General features: G+C 48.3%; 21 protein-coding genes and 1 pseudogene. 17 read left to right on the forward strand and 5 right to left on the reverse strand.

The genetic code is table 11. The features are described from left to right. Nucleotides 1-351 precede the first annotated feature (351 nt). From PMG25_RS02670 to PMG25_RS02705, 8 genes are all read left to right on the forward strand, one after another. On the forward strand, nucleotides 352-1,857 hold the full coding sequence (locus PMG25_RS02670; protein ID WP_283765365.1) for an efflux RND transporter periplasmic adaptor subunit: 1,506 nt from the start codon (nucleotides 352-354) through the stop codon (nucleotides 1,855-1,857). Between the two features lie 110 nt (nucleotides 1,858-1,967). Beyond that, nucleotides 1,968-5,195, forward strand: coding sequence for an efflux RND transporter permease subunit (locus PMG25_RS02675; RefSeq protein ID WP_283765366.1), 3,228 nt, complete (start codon nucleotides 1,968-1,970; stop codon nucleotides 5,193-5,195). Nucleotides 5,196-5,858: 663 nt separating this feature from the next. After that, nucleotides 5,859-8,003 carry a PAS domain S-box protein gene (locus PMG25_RS02680; RefSeq protein WP_283765367.1) on the forward strand — a complete coding sequence of 715 codons (2,145 nt, stop codon included), beginning with the start codon at nucleotides 5,859-5,861 and terminating at the stop codon, nucleotides 8,001-8,003. Between the two features lie 141 nt (nucleotides 8,004-8,144). Continuing rightward, nucleotides 8,145-9,140, forward strand: coding sequence for a ketol-acid reductoisomerase (gene ilvC, locus PMG25_RS02685; protein WP_283765368.1), 996 nt, complete (start codon nucleotides 8,145-8,147; stop codon nucleotides 9,138-9,140). Between the two features lie 165 nt (nucleotides 9,141-9,305). Beyond that, nucleotides 9,306-9,515: a photosystem I reaction center subunit IV gene (locus PMG25_RS02690; protein ID WP_283764078.1), complete on the forward strand. Its 210-nt coding sequence runs from the start codon at nucleotides 9,306-9,308 to the stop codon at nucleotides 9,513-9,515. Nucleotides 9,516-9,550: 35 nt separating this feature from the next. Next, a complete protein-coding gene (locus PMG25_RS02695; protein WP_283765369.1) occupies nucleotides 9,551-10,450 on the forward strand; it encodes a DNA-formamidopyrimidine glycosylase in 900 nt (299 codons plus the stop codon). Nucleotides 10,451-10,488: 38 nt separating this feature from the next. Continuing rightward, entirely contained in the window at nucleotides 10,489-10,815 is a 327-nt protein-coding gene (locus PMG25_RS02700; protein WP_283765370.1) for a heavy metal-binding domain-containing protein, read from the forward strand. A 3-nt stretch (nucleotides 10,816-10,818) separates the two neighbouring features. Beyond that, nucleotides 10,819-11,409 carry a molybdenum cofactor guanylyltransferase gene (locus PMG25_RS02705; RefSeq protein WP_283765371.1) on the forward strand — a complete coding sequence of 197 codons (591 nt, stop codon included), beginning with the start codon at nucleotides 10,819-10,821 and terminating at the stop codon, nucleotides 11,407-11,409. Nucleotides 11,410-11,457: 48 nt separating this feature from the next. Here PMG25_RS02705 and PMG25_RS02710 read toward each other — a convergent pair whose 3' ends face one another. Together PMG25_RS02710 and PMG25_RS02715 are read right to left on the reverse strand one after the other, a co-directional pair. Beyond that, nucleotides 11,458-11,958: a hypothetical protein gene (locus PMG25_RS02710; RefSeq protein ID WP_283765372.1), complete on the reverse strand. Its 501-nt coding sequence runs from the start codon at nucleotides 11,956-11,958 to the stop codon at nucleotides 11,458-11,460. Between the two features lie 85 nt (nucleotides 11,959-12,043). Then, the gene (locus tag PMG25_RS02715) at nucleotides 12,044-12,460 is read right to left on the reverse strand and encodes a YtxH domain-containing protein (protein WP_283765373.1); all 417 of its coding nucleotides are present in this window, start codon (nucleotides 12,458-12,460) and stop codon (nucleotides 12,044-12,046) included. A gap of 211 nt (nucleotides 12,461-12,671) precedes the next feature. Between PMG25_RS02715 and PMG25_RS02720 the strand changes: the two are divergent. Then, nucleotides 12,672-13,100: pseudogene (locus PMG25_RS02720) on the forward strand (RNA-guided endonuclease InsQ/TnpB family protein); the annotation flags it as partial. Nucleotides 13,101-13,120: 20 nt separating this feature from the next. On the opposite strand, the gene PMG25_RS02725 reads toward PMG25_RS02720, so the two are convergent. Next, nucleotides 13,121-13,426, reverse strand: coding sequence for a hypothetical protein (locus tag PMG25_RS02725; protein ID WP_283765375.1), 306 nt, complete (start codon nucleotides 13,424-13,426; stop codon nucleotides 13,121-13,123). A 185-nt stretch (nucleotides 13,427-13,611) separates the two neighbouring features. Here PMG25_RS02725 and PMG25_RS02730 point away from each other — a divergent pair, with 185 nt between their 5' ends. Continuing rightward, nucleotides 13,612-15,777, forward strand: a complete 2,166-nt coding sequence (locus tag PMG25_RS02730) for an S-layer homology domain-containing protein (protein WP_283765376.1) — start codon at nucleotides 13,612-13,614, stop codon at nucleotides 15,775-15,777. 56 nt (nucleotides 15,778-15,833) lie between these two features. Here PMG25_RS02730 and PMG25_RS02735 read toward each other — a convergent pair whose 3' ends face one another. Continuing rightward, a complete protein-coding gene (locus tag PMG25_RS02735) occupies nucleotides 15,834-15,983 on the reverse strand; it encodes a hypothetical protein (RefSeq protein WP_283765377.1) in 150 nt (49 codons plus the stop codon). 332 nt (nucleotides 15,984-16,315) lie between these two features. On the opposite strand from PMG25_RS02735, the gene thyD reads away from it, so the two are divergent. Further along, complete coding sequence (thyD, locus tag PMG25_RS02740) at nucleotides 16,316-17,224, forward strand: thylakoid membrane protein ThyD (protein ID WP_283765378.1); 909 nt, start codon at nucleotides 16,316-16,318, stop codon at nucleotides 17,222-17,224. Between the two features lie 217 nt (nucleotides 17,225-17,441). Here the strand turns inward: thyD and mrdA are convergent, their stop codons facing one another. After that, the gene (gene mrdA, locus PMG25_RS02745) at nucleotides 17,442-19,238 is read right to left on the reverse strand and encodes a penicillin-binding protein 2 (RefSeq protein WP_283765379.1); all 1,797 of its coding nucleotides are present in this window, start codon (nucleotides 19,236-19,238) and stop codon (nucleotides 17,442-17,444) included. A 321-nt stretch (nucleotides 19,239-19,559) separates the two neighbouring features. Between mrdA and ffh the strand changes: the two genes are divergently transcribed. The 6 genes from ffh (at nucleotide 19,560) to PMG25_RS02775 (ending at nucleotide 24,935) form a co-directional block, all read left to right on the forward strand. Next, on the forward strand, nucleotides 19,560-21,008 hold the full coding sequence (gene ffh / locus PMG25_RS02750) for a signal recognition particle protein (protein WP_283765380.1): 1,449 nt from the start codon (nucleotides 19,560-19,562) through the stop codon (nucleotides 21,006-21,008). A 107-nt stretch (nucleotides 21,009-21,115) separates the two neighbouring features. Beyond that, nucleotides 21,116-22,366 (forward strand): AAA family ATPase, encoded by a 1,251-nt coding sequence (locus PMG25_RS02755; protein ID WP_283765381.1) that lies wholly within the window; start codon nucleotides 21,116-21,118, stop codon nucleotides 22,364-22,366. Between the two features lie 2 nt (nucleotides 22,367-22,368). After that, on the forward strand, nucleotides 22,369-22,995 hold the full coding sequence (locus tag PMG25_RS02760; RefSeq protein ID WP_283765382.1) for an RloB family protein: 627 nt from the start codon (nucleotides 22,369-22,371) through the stop codon (nucleotides 22,993-22,995). A gap of 267 nt (nucleotides 22,996-23,262) precedes the next feature. Beyond that, nucleotides 23,263-23,526, forward strand: a complete 264-nt coding sequence (gene rpsP, locus PMG25_RS02765) for a 30S ribosomal protein S16 (protein WP_283755013.1) — start codon at nucleotides 23,263-23,265, stop codon at nucleotides 23,524-23,526. A gap of 4 nt (nucleotides 23,527-23,530) precedes the next feature. Then, nucleotides 23,531-23,929 carry a KH domain-containing protein gene (locus tag PMG25_RS02770; RefSeq protein ID WP_283765383.1) on the forward strand — a complete coding sequence of 133 codons (399 nt, stop codon included), beginning with the start codon at nucleotides 23,531-23,533 and terminating at the stop codon, nucleotides 23,927-23,929. A 40-nt stretch (nucleotides 23,930-23,969) separates the two neighbouring features. Continuing rightward, nucleotides 23,970-24,935: a PhoH family protein gene (locus PMG25_RS02775; RefSeq protein WP_283765384.1), complete on the forward strand. Its 966-nt coding sequence runs from the start codon at nucleotides 23,970-23,972 to the stop codon at nucleotides 24,933-24,935. The last annotated feature ends 333 nt before the right edge of the window (nucleotides 24,936-25,268 follow it).

Below are 25,268 nucleotides of genomic sequence, written 5' to 3' on the forward strand. Positions count from 1 at the left end.
GAATGGAACTTCCAACTGCATTACCTGTACTGGATGACCTGGTGAAACAATTACAGGAAACCTTATTGGCGAACGGATATTAGCTGAGGTCTGTTACCTATGAGTCGGGATATTGATGAAACTATAGAGTGATTAATTTTACTCTGGAAGCGATCGCTCCCGAAGCGCTATCAGGATTTGACCCATCTGTTTCGGAGAGTGACAAAAAAGATAATCCCATAACCAGCGATTTGCTACAAAGTTGCACGACAAGCTTTACAATGCGTAATAATATAAAAGATAAATAAAGATTACTCCACCTTAGGCCAAGCCAATGCCTAGAACCACAAGCGTCCAAAATCGGAGGGAGACATGAGTGAACAGCCAGTCAGTGAGATGGAAAATTCATCAAAATCAACGGAAGACCAAGAAACTCCAATGACTGAAAACATAAGTCCTCAAAAGATCGCGGAAAGAAAACCCGGATTGCTGGTGGGTTTGGGTATTGGCCTAGCGGCAGGCGCATTGGCAACCTATGCCCTAACTACCCTGAACCGTTCTGAACCTACTCCCGTGCAACCGGTGACAGCTTCTCAATCGGCTGACCCGGTGCAAACAGTTACTCTAGCCACAGTAGAATTAGAGAGAATACCCCGCACATTTACGGCTACTGGGACGGTGGACGCATATGATTTATTACCTGTCGTCTCTCAGGTGATGGACTTGCAAATTCGCCAAGTGCTTGTAGATGAAGGGGATTGGGTGGAAAAAGGACAATTAATGGTAGTGTTAAATGACTCAGTTCTGCAAACCCAAATTAGTCAAGCTGAGGCGGATGTAGAAGCGAGTCGGGCGGTGGTGCAAGAGCGTCAAGCGGCGGTGGAGCAGGCGAAATCTGCTCTACAAGGGGCTTTGGCGGCAAAGGAGGAAGCGGAAGCGGGCAAACAACAGGCGATCGCCTCTTTAGCTCAAGCCCAAGCGGAACTCGAACAAGCGGAACGGGACTTGGCGCGATCGGAAACTTTAGCCGCAGAAGGAGCCATTAGTACCCAAGAGGTGGATTTAAGCCGCACGAAAGCTACAAATGCTAGGGAAGCAGTACAAGTAGCTAAGGCAAATATTAATAGCGCCGAAGCCAGAATTAGCAGTGCGAGGGCTAATGTGAACAGTGCCCAAGCGACCATCAGCAGTATGACGGCTAATGTGAATACGGCCTTAGCCCAACTGCAAAGCCAACAAGCGAGGGTCGAACAACAGAAAACCTATCTGGCTCAAACTCAAGTCACTGCCCCATCGAGTGGCATCGTCAGCGAACGAACAGCACGGGTGGGAGATTTGGCAAGTCCGCAAACGCCCCTATTTCGGATTATTAATCAGGGGGCTTTGGAACTGGAACTGAAAATCCCTGAAACCCAACTGAGTCAGGTGAATATCGGGGCCCCGGTGACCTTAACCTCGGATGCCAATAGTGGGATTAATATTAAAGGCAAAATTCGAGAAATTGCCCCCCTAGTGGATGCCGATACTCGCCAAGCCACGGTGAAGGTGGATTTACCTTCGTCTTCTGTGTTGCGACCGGGGATGTTTTTACAAGCGAGTATTACGGCGCAAATGGTGCAAGGGTTAGTGGTTCCGGCTGAAGCGGTGCAACCTTTGGCCGATGGCAGCACCATTGTCTATCAAGTGGACGAGAATAATCAGGCGATCGCCCGCAGGGTCGAAGTCGGTTCTACCCTAGGGGGAGAGTCCACGAATGTAGAAATTAAACAAGGTCTGAATGTCGGCGATCGCATCGTCGTTTTAGGCGCAGGATTTATCAACGAAGGCGATATCGTCCGCGTCGCCGACAGCACCGCCCTCACTCCCACCGTCAATTAGGCCTTTATAGACTCTGTAAGGAAAGGGAAAAACCTGGTTTTCCCCATTCCCTATTCCCTATTCCCTATTCCCTATTCCCCATTCCCCATTCCCCATTCCCTCCCCCAGCAATGTCTTTCAAAATCTCCTCCTGGTCAATTCACAAACCTGTCCCCACCCTGGTTCTATTCCTGATTTTAGGAATAGTCGGTTTCTTTTCCTTTACCCAATTGGGCATTGATGAAAATCCCAATATCGATGTGCCCTTTGTGTCGGTTACTATTGTACAACCGGGAGCCGGGCCCACAGAACTAGAGACCGAAGTCACCAAAAAAGTCGAAGATGCGGTTGCTTCCCTAGAAGGAGTCGATGATATTCGCTCTACAGTCACCGATGGTCAGTCCAGCACCAGTATCGCCTTTGAACTGAACGTTAACAGCGATACAGCCACTAACGACGTTCGCAATGCGATCGCCCAAATTCGGCAAACCCTGCCCTCAGACATCGAAGACCCAGTTGTTCAAAAAATCAACTTTATCGGTCAAGCGGTGATCAGCTACGCGGTCACCTCTCCCACCCGCTCCGTGGAAGAACTGAGCGACCTGGTAGACCGAAATATTGGCCGTTCCCTGCTCTCTGTCCCTGGGGTGGCTAGAGTAGACCGCATTGGCGGCGTAGACGAAGAAATCCGCATCGACCTCAACCCCGCCCGGCTGCAAGCCTTGGGAATCACCGCCAGCGAAGTTAACCAGCAAATTCGCGCTTTTAACATTAACCTCCCTGGGGGGCGATCGCAAACCGGCGGCACAGAAAAAAGCATCCGTACCCTGGGCAGTGCCCAAACCCTAGACACCCTGAAAACCTACCGCATCGTTCTCCCCAATGGCGAAGATGTGCCCCTCACCAGCTTAGGAGAAGTCGATAATCGATTTGCCGAACCCCGGCAACTCTCCCGACTAACCATAAAAGATAATCCAGATGTCCAACAAACCCCCGTAGTCGGTTTCTCCGTCTGGCGCAGTAGTGGCTCCACCTTGGTGAGTGTGGAAGAAGGAGTACAGGAAAAAGTCGCTCAACTCAGGCAAACCTTGCCCGAAGATATCCAAATTGAACTCATTTACACCAACGCCGACTATATTCGCCTCTCCTATCAAGCCTCCATTGATGCCCTCATTCTCGGTTCCCTGCTCACCGTCGTCACCGTGGGGCTTTTCCTCAAAGATTGGCGGGCAACCGTAATTACTGCTGTAGCCTTGCCCCTCTCCATTATTCCCACGTTCATCGTCATGAGAGCCTTGGGCTATACCCTCAATGACATGACCCTGCTCGGTCTAGCCCTCTCCATGGGGAACTTGGTGGATGATGCCATCTGTATGATTGAGAATATCACCCAACATATTCAGAGAGGTAAGCGCCCTTTCCAAGCTGCCCTCGACGCAGCCAATGAAATTGGGTTAGCCGTTTTAGCCACCACAGCCACCATTGTGGCGGTGTTTCTCCCCGTTGCCTTTATGGGCGGCATTCCCGGTAAATTTTTCCAACCCTTCGCCCTCACGGTAGCCGTCTCTACCATGTTTTCGACCTTGGTCGCCACAACCATGACTCCCATGTTGGCCGCTTACCTGTTGAAAGGAAAGAAAGTAAGGGGCGATGTAGGGGCGAACGGCCGTTCGCCCAGCCAAGATGGCCCCCCCTTGGATGAGTCCGATCCCGCTCACCTGTTCTTAGATGACCATTTGGTTCATCGTGGCTTTCGTTGGGGTAAACAGGTGTTTCATCCCTACCGGGGGCTTCTGGGTTGGGCCCTAACCCATCGCATTGTCACCCTGATGGTTGCTGTCGCCTTGTTTATGGGATCGTTGCAGTTGGTTCCCCTGATTCCCACGGGGCTATTTGCCGGATATGACCGGGGCTTAAGTCGGGTGACGGTGGAGTTGCCCCCTGGGTCTCCCCTGGCGTTGACTGACCAGGTGATGCAGAAAACGACTGCCATTTTGCAAGACCATCCCGCGTTTAAGAGTGCCCTAGCCAGTGCGGGTGAGGGAGATTCGGGGATTAATGAAGCTCTGATTACCGTTAATCTCTTGCCCCAAGAAGAGCGGGAGGTTTCCCAAGCGCAATTTGAGCAGGAGATGCGCGGCAAGTTTGTGCAAATTCCGGGAGCTAGGGTGAGTTTCCAGTCCCAAGGTGCGGCGGGGAATACGAAGGATGTGTCGGTGGTTCTCAATAGTGAAAATCCGGAATCTCTGAAGGCAACGGCCGATCGCTTACAGAGCTTTATGCGGGGTCTTCCCGGTTTGGTGGAGGTCTCTTCCAGTGCCAGTTTGGTGAAACCGGAGTTGTTGATTACCCCAGACCCGAAACGGGCGGCAGATTTGGGGGTTTCGGTGGAGGCGATCGCCCGTACAGCGTCTTTAGCGACGATTGGCGATAATGATGCTAACCTGGCGAAGTTTAATCTGCCCGATCGCCAAATTCCCATCCGTGTCCAAATTGCTACCGAATCTCGTAATGATATGGAAACCCTGCGGAATCTGCGGGTTCCCAGCCAAAATGGGGGAGTCGTTCCCCTGATGGCTGTGGCCGATATTGCGATCGGGAGCGGCCCCTCCCAAATTGACCGCTTTGACCGCCTGCGTCAAGTGTCTCTAGAGGGCAACTTACAAGGGCTGTCCCTGGGTCAAGCCATGGAGCCGATTAATGAGTGGTTAGAGACCAATTTGCCCGCAGATGTGCAACAGCAACCCTCTGGAGATGCGGAAATTATGCGCGATATTTTCGCCCGCTTTGCCAGTTCCCTGGGGCTGGCGGTTCTGGGAATCTACGCGATTTTGGTTCTGCTCTATAACAATTTTATCTATCCGATCACGATTATGGCCGCTCTCCCCCTCTCCGTGGGGGGCGCTCTCCTGGCCTTGATGATTACCCAAAAAGAGTTGGGATTATTTGCCCTGATTGGGATTGTCCTGCTGATGGGATTGGTAACTAAAAATGCCATTCTGTTGGTGGATTGTTCCTTGGCGAACATGCGCGAGGAAGGCATGAGCCTGAAACCGGCGGTGATTTCTGCCGGAGTCTCCCGTCTGCGACCGATTTTCATGACCACATTCTCCACCATTGCCGGGATGACTCCCATTGCTCTAGAGTTGGGGGCAGGCTCTCAGGTGCGATCGCCCCTAGCTATCTCGGTCATTGGCGGCATGACCACAGCAACGTTATTAACCCTGGTGGTCGTTCCTACCTTATTTACCTATATCCATGGTTTCGGTCGCTTCCTGTTGCGTTTAATTCAAGGTAAACCCTCTCGACGGCCTCGCCTAGCCCTCTCTTCTGAAGGGAAGCGGTTAAGTAATGAGTAATGAGTAATGAGTAATGAGTAATGAGTAAGAATTGAAACTCTTCTGTCTTCAAGTCTTGATTTTCAATGTTTGCCAGCAGAGCGCTTTTCATGTCCGCGAAGCGGAAACGCCGAGTTTACCGGGATAGGCGAGATTGCTTCATTCCGCTTTCGGCTGTCGCCGACATGAACGCTCCATTCGCAATGACTTGTTAGAGCTGATTTAGCGGACATAATATGATGGGGTGATGGGGGGATGGGGGAATGGGGGGAGCAAATACAGCGCTTTTGGCTGTTATGAGGGACAGTGTTGAATCCTCAAAGCTATGTCCCAAAAGCCTATTCCCTATTCCCTATTCCCTAATCGAATTAACGATAGGAATGTGAGCATCTTGCTCCCTAGAGAAAGGCAGCGAGCAAGATGCTCGCACTACATCTTAATATTTGAGATTATGATGGGAAGTCTCCTAGATCAGGGTGAATTCAGGATCGAGGAGTTTGGATGAAGAGCGATCTGAGCGGCTGATACTCCCCTAATCTTTTACTTTTGCTACAAACTGACGTTATTTCGATAAAGTTTTGTAAAGAATATTAACGTCGTCTTCAAAATTTTCTCCAATCGTCTACATTATACTAAAAATACTTCAAAAATACCAAAACCATAACAAAAGCTAATATGTACCTTTTGAAATCTGATAAACATAATAAAACTCGCTTAAAAGCCCAAGTCACTTCCATGGATGCAAATCGAGAAAATGCCCTCTTTAATCAAGCACCGACGGGGATGCTGGAATGGTCTCTAGAAGGAAAAATCCTCAGAATTAATCCTCGGTTTTGTCATCTGATCGGTTATCAGGCATCAGAGTTGCAAGGTCATTCGTTGATGGAAATTATTCATCCGGATGATATTGAGAGCGATCGCACCTTTCTCGATCAACTCCTAGAGGGAGAGTTGCAAACCTTTATGCAAGAAAAACGGTATCTGCATCAAGATGGCTCCATGACCTGGGTTAATTTAGCCGTTTCCGCGATCCACACAAACTCCTCGACTCCACCAACGTTTCTAGGAGTGGTAACCGATACGAGCGAGCGCCAAGCGGTATTACGCGATCGCCGCAAAGCGCAACGAGCGCTAAAAGAGAGCGAACGGCGTTTTCGAGCCATCTTTAATTCTGCGTTTGGATTTATGACGATTCTCTCTCCAGACGGAGAAATCTTAGAAGCGAACCACACTATCTTAGAGTTTGCCGGAGTCCAACTTTCGGATATCATCGATCAACACTTATGGGATGCTCCCTGGTGGCCCCATGATTGCGCCCATCAGGAACAGCTCAAAGCTAAAATTAAGCAAGCAGCCAAGGGGAAAACCCTACGCTCTACGGTTGATTTTTTAGGGGTTAATCAGCAAAGTATCACCGTAGATTTTTCGATAAAACCGGTGATGGACTCTTGCGGGAAAGTGGTAATGCTAATTGCAGAAGGACGGGATATTAGCGATCGCCAAGCCTTGCAAAAGGAACTCGTTTGGCGAGATCAACTCTGGAATGCCTTCTTCAAAGCTGCTCCCATTGGCATGGCCATTCTGGACAAAAACATGCGATTTGTGCAAGTCAATGAAACCCTGGCCAGCACCAATGATACTGGAATTACCGAGCATCTGCGAAAAACCTTTGGTGAAATTAACCCCTATCGAGCCAAAACTCTCGAACCCCATCTGAAGCAAGTTTTAGCTACGGGTCAACCCCTGCTCAATGTGGAAGTCTCCCATGAAATTCCCCGCTTATCGGGGAATGTGCGTCATTGGTTAGAAAACTATTTTCCCCTGACCACCGAGCAAGGACAATCAAAAGGAGTGGGGATGATCTGTATCGATATGACGGCTCGAAAACAGGCCGAACATGCCTTACGCCATTCAGAATCCTTGTTACTTGAAAAAAATCAACAACTTCAGGAAACCTTATGTGACCTAAAACGGACTCAATCTCATTTAATTCAAGCGGAGAAAATGTCTTCTCTGGGTCAAATGGTGGCGGGATTAGCCCATGAAATTAATAATCCGGTGAACTTTATTTATGGGAATCTGGCTCATGCAGAAACCTACATGCAAGATTTGGTCGAGATTCTGCACTTGTATCAATACCATTATCCTAAGCCCCATCCGGCGATCGCCGAAATCAAAGAAGTTAAAGATCTCGATTTTCTGCTCGAAGATTTGCCGGAACTCCTCCATTCCATGACTGTGGGTACGGAGCGGATTCGAGAAATCGTCAAATCCATGCGTACCTTTTCGCGCTTAGATGAGTCGGCAGTGAAGTCGGTTGATATCCATGAGGGGATTGATAGCACCTTATTGATTCTGCACAATCGCATGAAGGTGAAACCCGATTATCCCGGCATTGAGGTGATTAAAGAGTATGGTGAATTACCAAAAATTCAGTGTTATGCCGGACAACTGAATCAGGTGGTGATGAATATCCTGAGTAATGCGATCGATGCGATCGATGAATCCCTTTGCTCAAAACAAGGCAATTTACAAGAACCTCGTGAAGGAAAAATTCGTATTACCACTCAATTACTCGATTCTGACTGGGTAGAAATTCGGATTCAAGATAATGGTATGGGAATTCCGGAACGGGTCAAACATCGCTTATTCGATCCTTTTTTCACGACTAAACCGGTGGGTAAAGGCACAGGGTTAGGATTATCGATTAGTTACCAAATTGTGATCAAAAACCATGGAGGTAAAATGGATTGTCATTCGATTCCAGGAGAAGGGACGGAATTTATTATTCAAATTCCCTGCACACAAGGACTAAAACCCAAGGCATAAAGGGCGAAAATGGCTGTAAGTCCCTATGGACGTGAATTATTCCATCCCCCTATCTTTCCTCAACTTTCCATTGTTCCCACAACGCGCTATGATAAAAGGCTGGCATAAAATAAAGACCAATCATCAAGGAGAATCCTGATTATGGCCCGGATGTACTACGACGCGGATGCTAACTTAGATTTACTCAACGGTAAAACCGTTGCCATTATTGGCTATGGTTCCCAAGGACATGCCCATGCCTTGAATTTAAAGGAGAGTGGGGTGAATGTGATTGTGGGGTTGTATGAGGGGAGTAAGTCAAAAGCTAAAGCAGAAGCTGCCGGGTTAGATGTGAAACCGGTTGGGGATGCGGCGAAAGCGGCAGACCTGATTATGATTTTACTGCCGGATGAGGTGCAAAAGACGGTTTATCAGAATGAAATTGCCCCGAACCTCAGTGAAGGTAATGTTTTAGCCTTTGCCCATGGGTTTAATATCCACTTTGCTCAAGTCGTTCCCCCGGATAATGTGGATGTGGTTATGGTAGCGCCCAAGGGGCCGGGACATTTGGTGCGGCGAACCTATGAACAAGGGGAAGGGGTTCCCTGTTTATTTGCGGTTTATCAAGATGCAACAGGACAAGCTCGCGATCGCGCCATGGCCTATGCTAAAGGTATTGGGGGAACTCGTGCCGGTATCCTGGAAACCACGTTCCGCGAAGAAACGGAAACTGACCTATTTGGCGAACAAGTGGTTCTGTGCGGTGGCTTAAGTGCCCTGATTAAGAGCGGCTTTGAAACCCTGGTAGCAGCAGGATATCAGCCGGAATTAGCCTATTTTGAATGTCTCCACGAAGTCAAATTAATTGTGGACTTGGTGGTAGAAGGAGGACTGGCCCAAATGCGCGATAGTATCTCCAATACTGCCGAATATGGCGACTATACTCGCGGCCATCGGATTATCACCGACGAAACCCGCGCCGAAATGAAGAAAATCCTCCAGGAAATTCAGAGCGGCCAATTTGCCCGTGAATTTGTCTTAGAAAATCAATCGGGTAAAGCTGGATTTACGGCCATGCGTCGTCAAGAAGCCGAACATCCTATCGAAGAAGTCGGGAAAGACTTGCGAGCCATGTTTAGCTGGCTGAAAAAAGCATAGTTTCTCAGTTGTGGGTGGGTTAAGAACCCGCCTTTGAACAACTGCTCGGCGTGGGATGGCAGGATTAGTAACAAAACTTAAAAAACTAAGCGTGCAGATGAGAGCCGTTGAGTAGTACCCTGAGAGACAATGCCCGTTAACAAATACTCAAAGGAAACAGTCATCATGGTTCAACGTGGTTCTAAAGTCCGCATTAAACGCAAAGAGTCCTACTGGTATAACGATGTTGGTACGGTAGCCACCATCGACAAAAGCGGGATTAAATATCCTGTTGTGGTTCGCTTTGAGAAAGTGAACTATACCGGTTTCAGTGGTAGTCCCTCTGGACTCAATACCAATAACTTTGCAGAAAGCGAACTTGAAGAAGTTAAATAGTCTTTTGGCCAAGCTTATTGGGATGAGCAAGAGTTGTGCCTGAACTACCAGAGGTTGAGACTGTCCGTCAAGGACTCAATCAACTGACGCTAGAACAGGAGATTGAGGGTGGGGAAGTGTTGTGCGATCGCCGGAAATCTGGCTTAAGTCACAGCATTGCCCACCCTTCTTCTGTGGATGAGTTTTTGCAGGGGGTACAGGGAGCGAAGATTCAGCAATGGCATCGTCGCGGTAAGTATTTGTTGGCTGAGTTAACCCGCACAGGAGAGCCTGGAGGCACTTTGGGGGTACATCTGCGGATGACGGGACAGTTGTTATGGGTGAGTCCAACGGAACCTCTGGCGAAACATACGAGGGTAAGATTGGGGTTTAAGTCGGGAAAAGAGTTACGGTTTGTGGATCAGCGTCGCTTTGGTCGGGTTTGGTGGGTTCCTGCGGATGTAGCCCTAGAGAAGGTGATGACGGGCTTAGGAAAATTGGGGCCAGAGCCGCTTTCTGAGGAGTTTTCGGTGGCCTATTTGCGCCGCACCCTAGAGAACCGCAAGCGCCCCATTAAAACGGCTCTATTGGATCAGAGTTTAATCGCTGGATTGGGTAATATTTATGCGGATGAGGCGTTGTTTTTGGCTGGAGTGCATCCAGAAAGACGCTGTTGCGATCTGTCGGTTTCCGAGTGGGAGAGGTTAAGGAAGTCGGTGGTGCAGGTGTTGGAGGATAGTTTGCGGGAGGGGGGTACGACGTTTAGCCATTTTCTGAATGTGCAGGGGGTGAATGGCAATTATGCGGGAGTGGCGTGGGTGTATGGTCGCAGGGGGCAGCCCTGTCGCCGTTGTAACACGATAATTGAGCGAATAAAGTTGGGGGGGCGATCGAGTCATTTTTGTCCCCAATGCCAGGCCATTAAACATTACAGTAGAAAGCGCTGTATCCGTTAAAATTAAGCTAGTTCGATCGCGTCAGGAGTTCTATAAATATGCTGGTTTCAACCACAGATAGTTTAGAAGGATATCAGATCACGACTTACCATGGTGTGGTCAGTGGAGAAGCCATTTTAGGGGCGAATATCTTCAAAGACTTTTTTGCGGGCATTCGTGATATTGTGGGTGGGCGATCGGGAGCCTATGAGCGATCGCTCCGAGAAGCAAAAGAAACCGCCATGAAGGAAATGATGGCGGAGGCTCAGAAAATGGGCGCAAATGCGGTTATCGGTATCGATCTCGATTATGAAACGATTTCCGTTTCTGGGGGCAGTAGTATGCTCATGGTTGCCGCAAGTGGAACGGCTGTGAGCTATCAATAACTGATGTCAAGATCTCCGAGTGCTACTGTAGCTAGTGTAATTTTAGCCGGGGGGCAGAGTTCCCGCATGGGAGAGGATAAAGCTCTGATCCCCTGGAACGGGGTTCCTTTGCTGCAACGGGTCTCAGAAGTTGCCGTACACTGCACAGAAACAGTGTATATTGTGACTCCTTGGCCAGAGCGTTATCAGGCGATCGCCCCTCAACATTGCCAGTGGATTGGCGAGTCCAATCCTGGAAAGGGGCCCTTAGTCGCCCTCTCTCAAGCTTGGGCAAATATTGAACATCCCTGGATTTTACTCCTCGGTTGCGATTTACCCCAATTAGACCCCACCCTTTTACAGCGCTGGATAGGTCAACTCGATCAGATTCCTGAATCTACCCTAGCCGTTGTTCCGAGACAGGGAAAACATTGGGAGCCATTGTGTGGATTTTATCGTATCACCCTTCAGTCTCAGTTAAAATCCTTTATCGAAAGTGGGGGCAACTCCTTTCAACAGTGGTTATCTTCATTGCCAGTACAATCCTTGCCCGTAGATGCCACAGTCGCGCAAATGCTCCACAACTGCAATACACCAGAAGATTTAAACCCCTGACAGACTCGGAGCTAGAACTTAGTTTCTCGGCACTTCAAACCTTGGAGTTTAATCATCCTTGTCTGTGGGGATGAGGGGAGAAGCCGATCGCCGGGGAAGTTTGCGTCGAGTGCTTCCATAGCGTTGATTATCGGTTAAGGGAAGGGAGGGGCGATCGGAGTTGGCGATCGCCTCTCCCTTTTTCGAGGGTTGTTTGAATTGTTTCCAAGCCACTTTCAGGCCCGTCAACACGCTTTTAGTTGTCCCTTGTACCCCTTTGGCTTGCTCGCGAGCCGTTTCTATCCCCTGATCCAGTTGTTTGGCCACTTTCGAGGCTCGTTGAACGCCCTGAGACACATCATCCGTTAGGTCACTAATTTCCATCCCCGTTAAGCGGATAGATTCTAAAGTTGGGGGCAATTCCCGGTTCAGAGTATCAAACAATTTTTCCGCAGAACGAGCCGCTCTCGCCAACTCTTTGACGGCTGGCACTGCAACAATCAAGACGGCTGTTAAGCTAACCGCGACTAAAAGAATGGATAATCCTAACCAAAACAGGGGGTCGATCACAAATAGGAAAGAGGGAATAGGGAATGCAAGAAAACTGGGTTTGACCCTTAGCAGTTGCTATACAACAAGTTAAATGAATCTCAACTTATTGTAAATCCAGAGAACTGTTATAAGTGGAACCTTCGGAGGAATTCAACTCCTCAGTAAAAGACTCATCTGTATCAGGATCGACACTCGGTTCGTCAGTCTGCAACGGACGAGAGGCCATAGAGCGCCCCTCTTGCTCGCGTAACCCGGCTTCCACTCCAGCAGCGATCGCCTCTCGCAGTCGAGTCAGGGTATCCTCCCAGCCATCTTTCGTCGATGCTCCCAGGCGATCGGCCTGAAATTGAACACTGGTAGAAATATCTTCAGCCAGATCTGGCAGTGCAGCAACCGACTTCTTCAAAATCTTCCGAGTTTGTTGTCCGCTACGGGGAGCCATCAAAATTCCCGTCACCACTCCCACTGCTGTCCCCAACAACAACCCCCCAATAAACCGTCCCGATTGATTCTTAGACATATCCTTGCCCATACCCTCATCAGACTATACCGCTTTTCACGAGCCATTACTGTGCATCAACACTGTGCATCAACACTGTGCATCAACTGGGATCAAAGCCCTAGTAGACCTAGTAGACTCAGTGCTTACCCCATATCTTACCGAAAATTTGGGTTTAAAGTCCCGTCCTTTTAGGACGGCTTTTGAAATTTCAAGGTTGTCAAGTCAACTTTCTAACGATGTGATAGCTTATGAAGACTTAAGGATTAAAGGTTTAGTTAAGAATCACTGTCTAGCTAAAAGTATAAATGATGCGGCATGGCATCAATTTAGAGAATGGATAGAGTATTTTGGGATTAAATACGGCAAGATAACAATTGCTGTCTCACCCAACTACACTTCTCAAAACTGTTCTAAATGCGGTGAAATGGTGAAAAAATCTCTATCAACAAGAACCCATGTATGTACTTGTGGTTGTGTATTGGATCGAGACGAAAATGCAGCCATCAATATTTTGAAAAAAGGACTAAGTACCGTAGGGCATACGGGAACTTTTGGGCTAGACCCAATAAACGCTTGGGGAGAGAATACCTCTACTTTCTCAGAAGTAATTCTGTCTAAGCAAGTAATCTCCGTGAACCAAGAATCCCCGTACCTTTAGGTCGGGGAGTGTCAACGAACCTAGCGCTGATGTCTAGAGCGTCTGCGCCAAATTCCCAGAACTAAGCTTAAAATCCCTAACAATCTTTCCACCTGTCTCCATTGTTGAGCCAACAGAGCATACCGTTGTCTTGCCCACCGAGTCCCCCGTTGTCCTCGAATAATTCGATCCGGGGCATGGAAGAGAACGCGATCGGTGCGCTGCTGTGCCATAATCAAAACATCCGCAATCCGGGCTAATCGCCTCCTCAGTCGCCCAATGCGCCAAGCCAACCACAGACAAAAGATAGAAATCAGTAAATTGAGACAAATAACGGTAGTCACCATGTTAAATTTCAGTTTAGATTCGTCAGATCGATCAACTTGCTAGAGTCTTGCCACTCTTCAACCCTAAAGCGCGATCGCCCCTGTAGAATGGCCATATTCACCTTAGACCATCCCTATATATAGCTAGTCTAGGTTGGCTATAGGGTAGTCTGTACTTCTTAACTGTACTCTTTAACCTGACACCTATGAGCATCCTCTATGTCAATCCCGCAACGGGTAATGATGGCAATTCTGGTGCATCGACTGCTCCGTTCAAAACCATTAGTCGCGCTCTGCAAAATGTGCCCTCTGGAACCACCATTCAACTGGCAGCAGGCACTTACAATAGCACCAATGGGGAAGTTTTTCCCCTGACTGTGCCTTCTGGTGTGGCCCTTGTGGGGAATGAGGGAAATAAAGGCCAAGGCATTACCATTAATGGGGGTGGCAATTATATTAGCCCCACGTTTGCCGGTCAAAATATTACCCTGAGACTCAATACTAATTCCCAATTACGGGGGGTAACGGTAACGAATCCCCTCAGCCGTGGAACCGCCGTTTGGATTGAATCAGCCGCCCCAGTGATCGCCAATAATACGTTTACTCAATCTAAGCGTGAAGGGGTATTCGCGACAGGAAGCGCCAATCCCCTAATTCAGGGTAATGTGTTCCGGTTGAACGATGCCAATGGGATTTCCATGGCCAAAAATTCTAAGGGAGAAGTTCGTAGTAATGTCTGCGAACAAACCGGGTATGGGATTGCCGTTAGTGATGATGCTGCACCCGTAATTATTAGTAATCGGATTAGTAATAATCGGGCGGGGATTGTCGCTTCTAATCGCTCTCGTCCAGTGTTGCGGCAAAATGTGATTGAAAATAATACGGAAGATGGTTTAACGGTGATTTCCCAATCGGTTCCTGATTTGGGTAGCGCTCAAGATCCTGGCGGTAATACATTTCAGGGGAATGGGGGATACGATCTGCAAAATGCCACTTCCACGACGTTGGTTTCTGCGGGCAATCAACTCAATCCCAATCGGGTGAAAGGGTTAATTGACTTTATCGCCAGTGAAGTGATTACTCCTCCCCCGACTCCCACGCCAACGCCAACTCCGACTCCTCCCCCGACTCCTACGCCAACGCCAACCCCGACTCCTCCCCCGACTCCTACGCCAACGCCTACCCCGACTCCTGTACAATTGCGAGATGTGGCCGGTCATTGGGCCCAAGAGTTTATTGAAACCTTGGTTAGTAAGGGGGTGATTAGTGGATTCCCGGATGGTACATTCCGCCCCAATAATAATCTGACTCGTGCCGAGTATGCGGCTTTGTTGGCGAAGGCGTTTAATTTACCGTTTAAACGGCCGGCGATCGCCTTTTTGGATATTTCTAGTCGGTTTTGGGGAGCAGCAGCGATCGCCAAAACCTCACGCATGGGCTTTTTATCCGGGTATCCTGATGGTACATTCCGCCCCAGTCGAAATTTAACTCGCACCGAGGCGATCGTAGCCTTAATTAGTGGTCTAGAATTAACCGGTGGCGATAGTAGCGCCTTGTTTGTGTTCCGCGATCGCACCTATATTCCCAATTACGCTACCACCAAAGTAGCGACAGCAACCGTTAAAGGCATGATCGTTAACTATCCCGATCTGGGATTACTCAATCCCCGACGAGATATTACCCGTGCAGAAATGGCCGCCATTCTCTATCAGTCCTTAGTCGCCACCGGAGAAGCCGATCCGATTAATTCTCGCTATATTGTCCCCGGAACCGGCAGTTCTTCGAGTACAACGGACTCCTTTACCGATCTGGTAGGTCACTGGGCTGGGCCCTTTGTTAACGGCTTGTTAGAGCAAGATTTAATTAGCGGATTCCAAGATGGCACATTCCAGCCCGATAGTCCTATTAATCGCGCCCAATATGCGGCTCTATTAGTGAAAGTCTTTAATCCCCAACCCAAACGGGATGCGGTGAACTTTAAGGATGTACCCGCCGATTTTTGGGCGGCTGATGCCATTCAACAGGCCTATCGTGGGGGCTTTTTATCAGGAGTTTCCGCCGATACGTTTAATCCGAGTACGAATGTGAAGCGATCGGATGTATTGGTTTCTCTGGTCAATGGTTTAGATTTGGGCGTTGGTGACTCGGCTGCCTTGAGCATTTTTGAAGACCGAGATCAGATTCCTAGCTATGCACAAGGGGCGATCTCTAGAGCCTTGCAAAAGCTGATTGTGGTCAATTATCCCAATGTCAATCGCTTGCGACCCAATGATGAAGCCACCCGTGCCGAAACCGCAGCCATGATTTATCAAGCTCTGGTAGACGCTGGACGGGTAAGCGCCATTACCTCCAGTCAGGTCGCATCTACTTAGGGAATGGGGAATGGGGAATGGGGAATAGGCAAAAGGCCGCTCTCCCCATCTCCCCATCACCGGCCGAAAGATAAATAAGTAATGGGAGTAGAAGACGGATTAGCCTCCACTGCTGGTGGATTGATGGGTATGAGCCAGCAGAGTCCGGCGATCGCCATCAATAAACATAAAATTGATATGGGATGAATATTAAGTGTAGAGTTCATAAGGTTGGCTCCCCTGAATGAGTAGATTTTTGCTATATCACTCCCCTAGCAACAACTGAAATGAGTTCAGCAATTTGGATTAAATAATCCCTATTTTAAACGGTATATGTCCTAGTGTCGTCCGCTTTTTTACGGTTCTTAAACTTGGCTCAACTTTATCCCTTCTTTAAAATAAGTGCATACACTCTTTAAGCTTGCCAAGCTAGTAGGAGCGAAAAATCTTTCACCCCTACTTGTGCTTGATAATCAAGGAAACTTCTGTAATTACCCTCAGTGATTTACAATGACTACACCAGAACAGTGTTGAAGTTATTAATTGTGCATTTAATCCTATGAAAATAGCAGTCACAGGAGCAACCGGATTTGTAGGTCGCGCCCTAGTCCAACGGCTGATGGCGGAAAACGAGCAAGTTTTAGTGTTAACTCGCAATCCCGATAAAGCCAAACGCATCTGGCCCTCTGGGGTAGAAATTGTCGGGTATTCAGTAACCGAAGGAGGCCCGTGGCAAAATCAAATTGCCGGATGTAATGGAGTCGTTAATTTAGCCGGCGCACCCATTGCCGAAGAACGATGGACAGCCCAGCGTAAGAAAATTTTGCGCGAGAGTCGGATTTTGGGGACTGAAAAAATTGTTGAAGCCATCGGCGCGGCTGACCCCAAACCTCAAGTTTTAGTCAATACTTCAGCCGTTGGCTATTACGGAACCAGTGAAACGGCTGAGTTTGACGAAACCTCTCCAGCAGGAGATGATTTTCTCGCTCAACTGTGTGTGGAATGGGAACAGAGCGCCCAAGCCGTCACCCAGTATGGAGTCAGGTGTGCGATTTTGCGATTTGGCATTGTGGTGGGAGATGGGGGAGCCGTTGCCAAAATGATTCCCCCCTTTAAAATGTTTGCAGGCGGCCCCATTGGTAGCGGTCAACAGTGGTTTTCTTGGATCGATATCGATGATTTAGTCAGCCTAATTCTGTTTGCCCTACGTCAACCGCAAATGCAAGGCACATTTAACGCCACTGCACCGAACCCAGTGCGGATGAACGATTTGGCCGCAACCTTGGGAAGTCTTCTTAATCGACCCAGTTGGTTACCTGTACCCAGTTTTGTTTTAGATGCGCTCTTAGGAGATGGGGCAAATGTGGTGTTAGAAGGACAAAATGTTTTACCGAAAAAAACCTTAGAGGCTGGGTTTGAGTTTAAATATTCAACTCTCAAAGATTCTTTAGAAAAAGTGCTGAAATAGTGTCGCTCCCTCCTCCTGCCCACCCTACTGCCGTGACAACCCTAAAATGGTGGGTTACGGCGGATTGATAGATTGCTATCACAGTCTAGGTTTTAGCCGCCTAACCCACCCTACGCTAATGCACTATTTTAGCTGTGTCACGGCACTACGATGATGGGTAATCATCGCTGAAAATTCTTGACCTATTCCCTATTCCCTATTCCCTATTCCCTATTTCCTATTCCTGTGCATTACGCTTTTTCTTTAACTCAAAATAGGCCTCCATCACCTGACGAACTTTGGGTGCAGCAAACTTACCGCCCCCTCCTCCGGAATTTTCCCCGAAGGCCACAATCACGACTTCTGGATAATCCAACGGAGCATACCCCCCATACCAAGCATGGGATAAACGGGGGGGATCTTCAGCCGTTCCCGTCTTACCCGCATTGATAGGCAAAGACAGGCTATTCATTACCCCTCCCGTTCCTGCACTCACCACTTGACGCAGGCCATCTTGCAAGATTTGAACGGTAATGGGACTTAGACCTAAAGACTCGCGCCAAATATGATCTTCTCCCTCTTGTTTCACCAAGTGAGGTTTCACTAAATCTCCCCCATTGGCCACCACTGCAAACATCACGGCGACTTGTAGAGGAGAAGACAATAAAAATCCTTGGCCAATGGACATATTCACCGTATCTCCGGCAAACCACTCATAGCCGATATTTTCTCGCTTCCAAGCATCATCGGCGACCAATCCAGCCGCTTCTTCTCGGTGGAGTTCAATCCCTGTTTTGCGCCCAAATCCAAATCTTCTTGTCCAGTCAATTAGGATTTCTCCGCCAATTCCTTGGGCAATTTGATAGAAAAAGGTGTCACTACTCCAGGCCATGGCTCCCGTGAAACCTAACGGCCCAAAACCGGCACGGTTCCAGTCCCAGAATTTAATGCCACCGACCTGAACATAGGGATAGGTTCCCAATACTGTGTAGGGGGAGAATATCCCAGATTCGATCGCGGCTGCCGTGGTGACAATTTTGAACGTTGAAGCGGGGGGAAACCCTTGCAGGGCGCGGTTAACAAAGGGATGGTCTTTACCTTGTACTTCTTTCCATTGTTCCTCACTAATGCGCCCAGAGAAGATGTTGGGGTCAAATTTGGGATTACTGGCCATGGCTAGGACTTCGCCATTTTGGGGATTCATGGCTACGATCGCCCCTTTCGTATTCCCTAGAGCTGCTTCTGCCGCCATTTGCAGGTCTAAATCCAAGGTTAACTGTACATCATCGCCCGCTTGAGCGGCTTGATGATCGAGGATGCGTACCACTTGCCCTTTGCTGTCTACTTCTACTTCTCGACCGCCCCATCCTCCCCGCAGTTCTTCTTCTAGGGCGGCTTCAATGCCCATTTGCCCGACAATATCGCCGAGGCGATAGCCTTCATTTTCTGTTTTCTCTAAGTCTTCTTCGTTAATTTCTCCGGTATAGCCTAAAACATGGGAAGCAACTTCTTTATAAGGATATTCCCGCGCTGCTTCCACATCCACTTCTATCCCTTCGAGTTCCCGGCTATATTCGGCTAGGGCAGTCACTTGTTCGGGGGTGAGTCCTCTGGCAATCCGCAAGAGGTAGGGAGAGCTGTATTCCGCTTGATCGAGACGGCTTTGGATTTCGGATTCGGGAATGTTTAGGATTTCCGAGAGCTGTTTGAGGGTGGTGGGCCATTCGGTTTTACGACTGGCGAGGGGCCAAAGGTAGACGGAGTGAGAAAGGCTACTACCGGCCAGAATTTTACCGTGGCGATCGAGTATCTTACCTCTTCCGGGGTGTTTGGGAATGACGCGAATGCGGTTATTTTTGGCTTCTTGCTCGTAGGTTTTGCCTTGGATCAGTTGCAGATGCACTAACCGAGTACCAATCCCCCCTATCAAGCCCAGGGTAATGAGAAGGAGGAGGATTAACCCTTGGTAGTTACGCCCAATGGTGCGTTCTGTTGTATGGGTTGTGGGAATGACATGGGACTTGGTTAAGAGCATAGGGTTTGGATCTTCAATGTTTAGGATAGGAAGCACCCGAAGTTACAGATTAACAGGTTTTGAGGGTTTATTTTTTAGGGTTTAATTGTAGAGCAATTTTACCTAAATCCCAAGGTCTTCTTACAATTTGTGGTTATAGTCTTGACAGATTGATAATGAAATGATACAGAACTGCTAAGAAGACTACAATTGGCGATCGCCCCGATTGCGAGCCAACCAAACCCTCCGCTAAAATGCTCTCAGGTCAGTTATGAGCGCATTGCGTTGCGATCGCGCCTAAATTGAATGCTTAACCTGAGTGAATAGATTAATTATTAGCATATGTTTGATGCCCTCGCCGATCGCCTAGAGTCTGCCTGGAAAAGCCTCCGGGGACAAGATAAAATTAGTCAGAGCAATATTAAGGAAGCCCTGCGGGAAGTCCGTCGCGCTCTGTTGGAAGCAGATGTCAATCTGCAAGTGGTGAAGAATTTTATTGCTGAGGTGGAATCCAAGGCTCAAGGGGCCGAAGTGGTGAGCGGGGTACGCCCGGATCAGCAGTTCATCAAGATTGTTCATGATGAGCTGGTGGCGGTGATGGGGGGCGAGAATGAACCCCTAGCGAACGCGGAAAAGGCTCCGACGGTGGTCTTGATGGCGGGGTTACAAGGAACGGGGAAAACCACGGCATCGGCGAAATTAGCCCTATATTTGCGGAAACAAGAGCGCTCGTGTCAGTTGGTGGCTACAGATGTGTATCGTCCGGCGGCGATCGATCAGTTGATTACCCTGGGTAAACAAATTGATGTGCCGGTGTTTGAGTTGGGGTCGGATACGAATCCGGTTGAGATTGCCCGGCAAGGGGTGGAGAAAGCGAAGGCGGAAGGAATCGATACAGTCATTATTGATACGGCGGGTCGGCTGCAAATTGATACCGACATGATGACCGAGTTGGCAGACATTAAGGCGGCCGTGAATCCCCAGGAGACGCTGTTGGTGGTGGATGCGATGATGGGGCAGGAGGCGGCGAATCTGACCCATACCTTCCATGAACAGATTGGGATTACCGGGGCGATTCTGACTAAGATGGATGGAGATAGTCGCGGGGGTGCGGCCCTGTCCGTGCGGCGAATTTCGGGGAAACCGATTAAGTTTATCGGGGTTGGGGAGAAGGTAGAAGCTCTACAACCCTTTTATCCAGATCGGATGGCTTCCCGGATTTTGGGCATGGGGGATGTGCTAACCCTGGTGGAGAAGGCCCAGGAAGAGGTGGATCTGGCCGATGCGGCCAAGATGCAGGAGAAAATTCTGACAGCCCAGTTTGACTTTACCGATTTTCTCAAGCAGACCCGGCTGATGAAAAGTATGGGGTCTCTGGGGGGTCTGATGAAGATGATCCCAGGGATGGGCAAGTTGAATGCCGATCAGTTGGAACAGGGTGAGGTGCAGTTGAAGCGATCTGAAGCCATGATTGGTTCAATGACCACTGAGGAGCGCAAGAATCCGGATTTGTTGTCGAGTTCTCCGAGTCGTCGGCGGCGCATTGCGAAGGGGTCGGGCCATTCGGAGAAGGATGTGAGTAAACTGGTGAGTGATTTCCAAAAGATGCGATCGATGATGCAGCAGATGGGTCAGGGCCAGTTTCCGGGTTTACCAGGGGCATTCCCTGGAGGAGGCGGTGGCCCTGGGATGTTCGGGGGCGGTCGGCCTCCGGCTCCCGGTTGGCAAGGCTATGGTGGAGCGCCGAAGAAGAAGAAGAAAAAGAAGAAGAAGGGGTTTGGACAGTTGTAGGTTGGGTTGAACAGCAGTGAAACCCAACAAAGTCAGACGCTTGGTTGGGTTTTCCGCAAAGCGGACATACACGCTTCCTCAACCCATAGGAAATTAATTCAAATTTTATGCTAATCGAGTTTAGCGTTACTAACTATCGCTCAATTAATGAATGTCAAACCTTAAGTCTGGTGGCTTCTGAGGATGTGGATAATTTCCGGGAAAGCCATACCTTTGCTGCGCCCAATTCTAAGGATTTACACTTGCTCAAGAGTACAGCAATTTATGGCCCCAATGCCTCTGGAAAAAGTAATTTAGTTCGCGCTCTGAAAACGCTTCAGAATATTGTCATAAATTCCGCTAGTCGAATGCAAGAGGGAGATGAATTTGATGTTCAGCCTTTTCTCCTGGAATACCAAATGAAATCACCCTTGCATATTTTATACTCTAGTCATTTGACAGAATTTTATATTATATTTATTCAGAATAAGATTCGCTATGAATATGGAGTTATTTTATACAAAAAATATGTGGTTGAAGAATGGTTGATTGCTTACCCAAAACAACGAGCGCAAACTTGGTTTACTCGGAAACATAATATTAAAAATCAAGATTTGAATCCTAGCAGTCGCGGCTATGAATGGTCTTTTCCCAGCTTAAAAGGCGAAAAGCAACGGATTAAAGCGTTAGTGCGCCCCAATTCTTTGTTTTTATCCCATGCAGCTCAAAATAATCATCCTCAACTGCTAGAGGTGTTTAATTGGTTCAAGACGAATTTAAATGTAATTACAACGCTGGACTCTCAAGACAACTATCGAGCGTATACAGCTAATAAATGTATGTCCGATCCCAATTTTCACAGTAAAATTGTTAAATTACTGAATCAATCAAATAATGAGATTAATCATATTAATTTTGAAGATGGAAAGATTGTTTTTGCCCATAAAACCTATGAAAAAGGAACTTCTACCCATAATATTCCACAAAGTTTGTTGATCGACGATCAGTCTGATGGGACACAAAGACTGTTTGAATTGGGGGGAGTATGGATTGAAGCGTTGCAAGAGGGGAAGGTCATCGCGATTGATGAACTCGAAAGGAGTCTGCATCCTACTTTAGCCCGTAGTTTGGTAGAAATGTTCCATAATCCAGAAACAAATCCCCATCATGCTCAGTTGATTTTTACTACCCATGATACCACGCTTTTAGACCAAGATTTGTTTCGCCAAGATCAAATTTGGTTTACGGAAAAAGAGCGGCAAAAAACTCATTTATATTCACTCCTAGAATTTCGTCCCCGTGAGGATGAATCTTTGCAAAGAGGTTATTTACTGGGGCGCTATGGTGCGATTCCATTTGTGGGAGGTTTGAAGATTTAATCATGGCGCGTAAAGGCAAATCGGAGAATAAATTAAAACGTAAGAAGGGCGATCGAAAGCCAAAAGACTATTTTCTTATTGTGGTTGAGGGTAAGACAGAAGATCAATATTTTCAATCTTTGAAAGAAGAGCTGCAATTAGTGACGACTAAGATTGAAGTGGTTGCAGCGTATGGAGGAAAGAGTGGTGATGTAAGAAAAGTGGTGCAAGAAGGGAAGCGGTTGCAAGAGAAGAAAAAACCCGATCGCCTCTATTGCGTGTTTGATGGCGATCGCCCAGAATTTGACGAAGCGTGTAAAATGGCCAAGGATGATGAACCGATCTTTTCGATTCCCTGTTTTGATCTGTGGTTTTTACTACATTTTGAGTATACGAGTAGTCCATTGACCAGTGAGCAAGTATGCGACAAAGTGGACAGAATATTTAAAGAGCAGGAGATTCTTAAGCCTAATGAATCTTATGAAAAAGAAAAAGGTAGAGATTATTATACCTGTCTCCGAACAGAACAGGAGAGGGCTATTAAAGGAGCCAAACAGTTAATGAAAGAGCAAGAGGAGAATGACTCGAATAACCCGTTAACCAGGGTTCATCTATTGGTTGAAGAGCTAAAAAAGGTGAACATGAGGTGAGGGGGATGAACCCCAGAGATATGGAGGAACGGAGAGGAGATGTCTATATAAAGGAAAACTGTCCATGGCAGTAGCGAGGACTTGGACTCCAGGGTAAGGTTGCTTGGTGGAAGGGGCAAACCCGACAATTTTAGCCCAAGCCAGAACTCCATCACGCAAGCAAGATAATTGGGGTAGACCCCCTGATTTCAGGATTTAGCGGTGAAAAAATGGTAAGATTAGGAGTTTAGTGTCTAAAATCGAAAAGCGTAGTGCTGAAGGAAAGCGATGATTAAGTTACGATTGAAACGGTTTGGCAAGAAGCGGGAAGTGAGCTATCGGATTGTGGCGATGCCGAGTACGACTCGCCGGGAAGCTCGTCCTTTGGAAGAGTTGGGCTTTTATAATCCGAGAACGGATGAGACTCGACTGGATGTGCCGGGAATTGTACGGCGCTTAAAGCAAGGCGCTCAACCGACTGATACTGTGCGTAACATTCTTGAAAAAGCGAATGTCTTTGAACAACTCAAAGCAACAACTGCGGAAAACTAATGATATGACAACACAATCGACTTCACCCACTCCAGATTATTTGGAGTTGGTACGGATGCTGATTCATCCGTTTCTAGAGTTTCCAGAGGAGTTGAAGATCGATTGTGAGGTGTCTACGAGTAAACCTCTGGTCTGGATACGGGTGGCGTTTTCGCCGAAGGATAAGGCGAAGGTGTATGGCCGAGGTGGCCGGAATATAGAGGCGATTAAAACGGTGCTGTTAACGGCAGCTCAGGCTGCTGGACAGTCGGTTTATTTGGATGTGTATGGTGGGTTCCATGTGGCGGGCGATCGCCATGAGTCTCATGAACACCATGAGGAGGGTCAAGTCCGAGATCGGAGTAAACCGCGCAAACCCTCGCGACCGGAACCGCGTCGAGTTCAAGGGCCTTATCGCCGATGAGGACTAAAGGACTGGCAATTTGTTGCTTGGGTTGGGGTGGATGATGAGCAGTGAACAGGCAATCATTCAACTGCCGAGTCCCGATAGTGCGATCGCATTATCGGGAGTCCAAGGCGAAAACCTGAAAATTCTCAGTAGACAAACGGGAGCAACTGTGGTACTGAGGGGTCAGGAGTTGCTGATTTCGGGCACAGCGAAACAGGTAGAGTTGTGTTCGGCTTTGGTGCGATCGCTCGAAGAGTTCTGGGGTAAGGGTAAGTTGCTCTCTGGTGTGGATGTCCTCACGGCCCGCCATGCTCTGGATACGGGCCGGCAGGACGAACACCAGGATCTGAAGAAAAATGTCCTCGCTCGTACCCGTCGAGGGGAGGAGATTCGGGCGAAAACCTTTGCCCAGAAGCGCTATGTGGAGTCGGTGCGAACTCAAGATTTGACGTTTTGTATTGGCCCAGCCGGAACCGGAAAAACCTATTTGGCGGCGGTGCTGGCGGTTAAAGCACTGCTAGATAACCAGTATGAGCGCTTGATTTTAACTCGTCCGGCCGTGGAAGCGGGGGAAAAGTTGGGGTTTTTGCCTGGAGATCTGCAACAGAAGGTGAATCCGTTTCTGCGGCCGCTTTATGATGCCCTCTATGAGTTTATTGAACCGGAAAAGATTGGTAATTTGATGGAACGGGGAGTAATTGAAGTGGCTCCGTTGGCCTATATGCGAGGTCGAAGTTTGAATAATTCGTTTATTATTGTCGATGAGGCCCAGAATACGACTCCGGCACAGATGAAGATGGTGTTAACGCGGTTGGGGTTTGGGTCGCGGATGGTGGTAACGGGGGATGTGACGCAAACGGATTTACCGGGAAATCAGCGATCGGGTTTGGCAGTGGCTGAGAATATTTTAAGGAATGTGGAAGGGGTTGGGTTTTGTAAGTTGACTCAAGCGGATGTAGTGCGTCATCCTTTGGTGCAACGGATTGTTACGGCTTATGAACGCTATGAAAAGGCTCTTTAGGTTGGCGGTGCGTTGCGGCTAGGTCAATATTTTCGTGAAAACCCATGATTTATCGATGCCGCAACACACCCTACCGGGGGCGACACCATCATAGGTAGGGTGTGTTATGCGGCCAGAAAATGTCAATGGTTACAAATCAATGATATTTCCGCATAACGCACCGTCTGAATTATTGGTTAAATTCACATATTTATTGATGGGATTTTTTGGTGGGGGCGGTGCGTTGCGGCTGGGTCGATATTTTCGTGAAAACCCATGATTTATCGATGCCGCAACACACCCTACCGGGGGCGACACCATCATAGGTAGGGTGTGTTATGCGGCCAGAAAATG

It is taken from the genome of Roseofilum capinflatum BLCC-M114, from assembly GCF_030068505.1.
Taxonomy (GTDB): Bacteria; Cyanobacteriota; Cyanobacteriia; order Cyanobacteriales; family Desertifilaceae; genus Roseofilum; species Roseofilum capinflatum.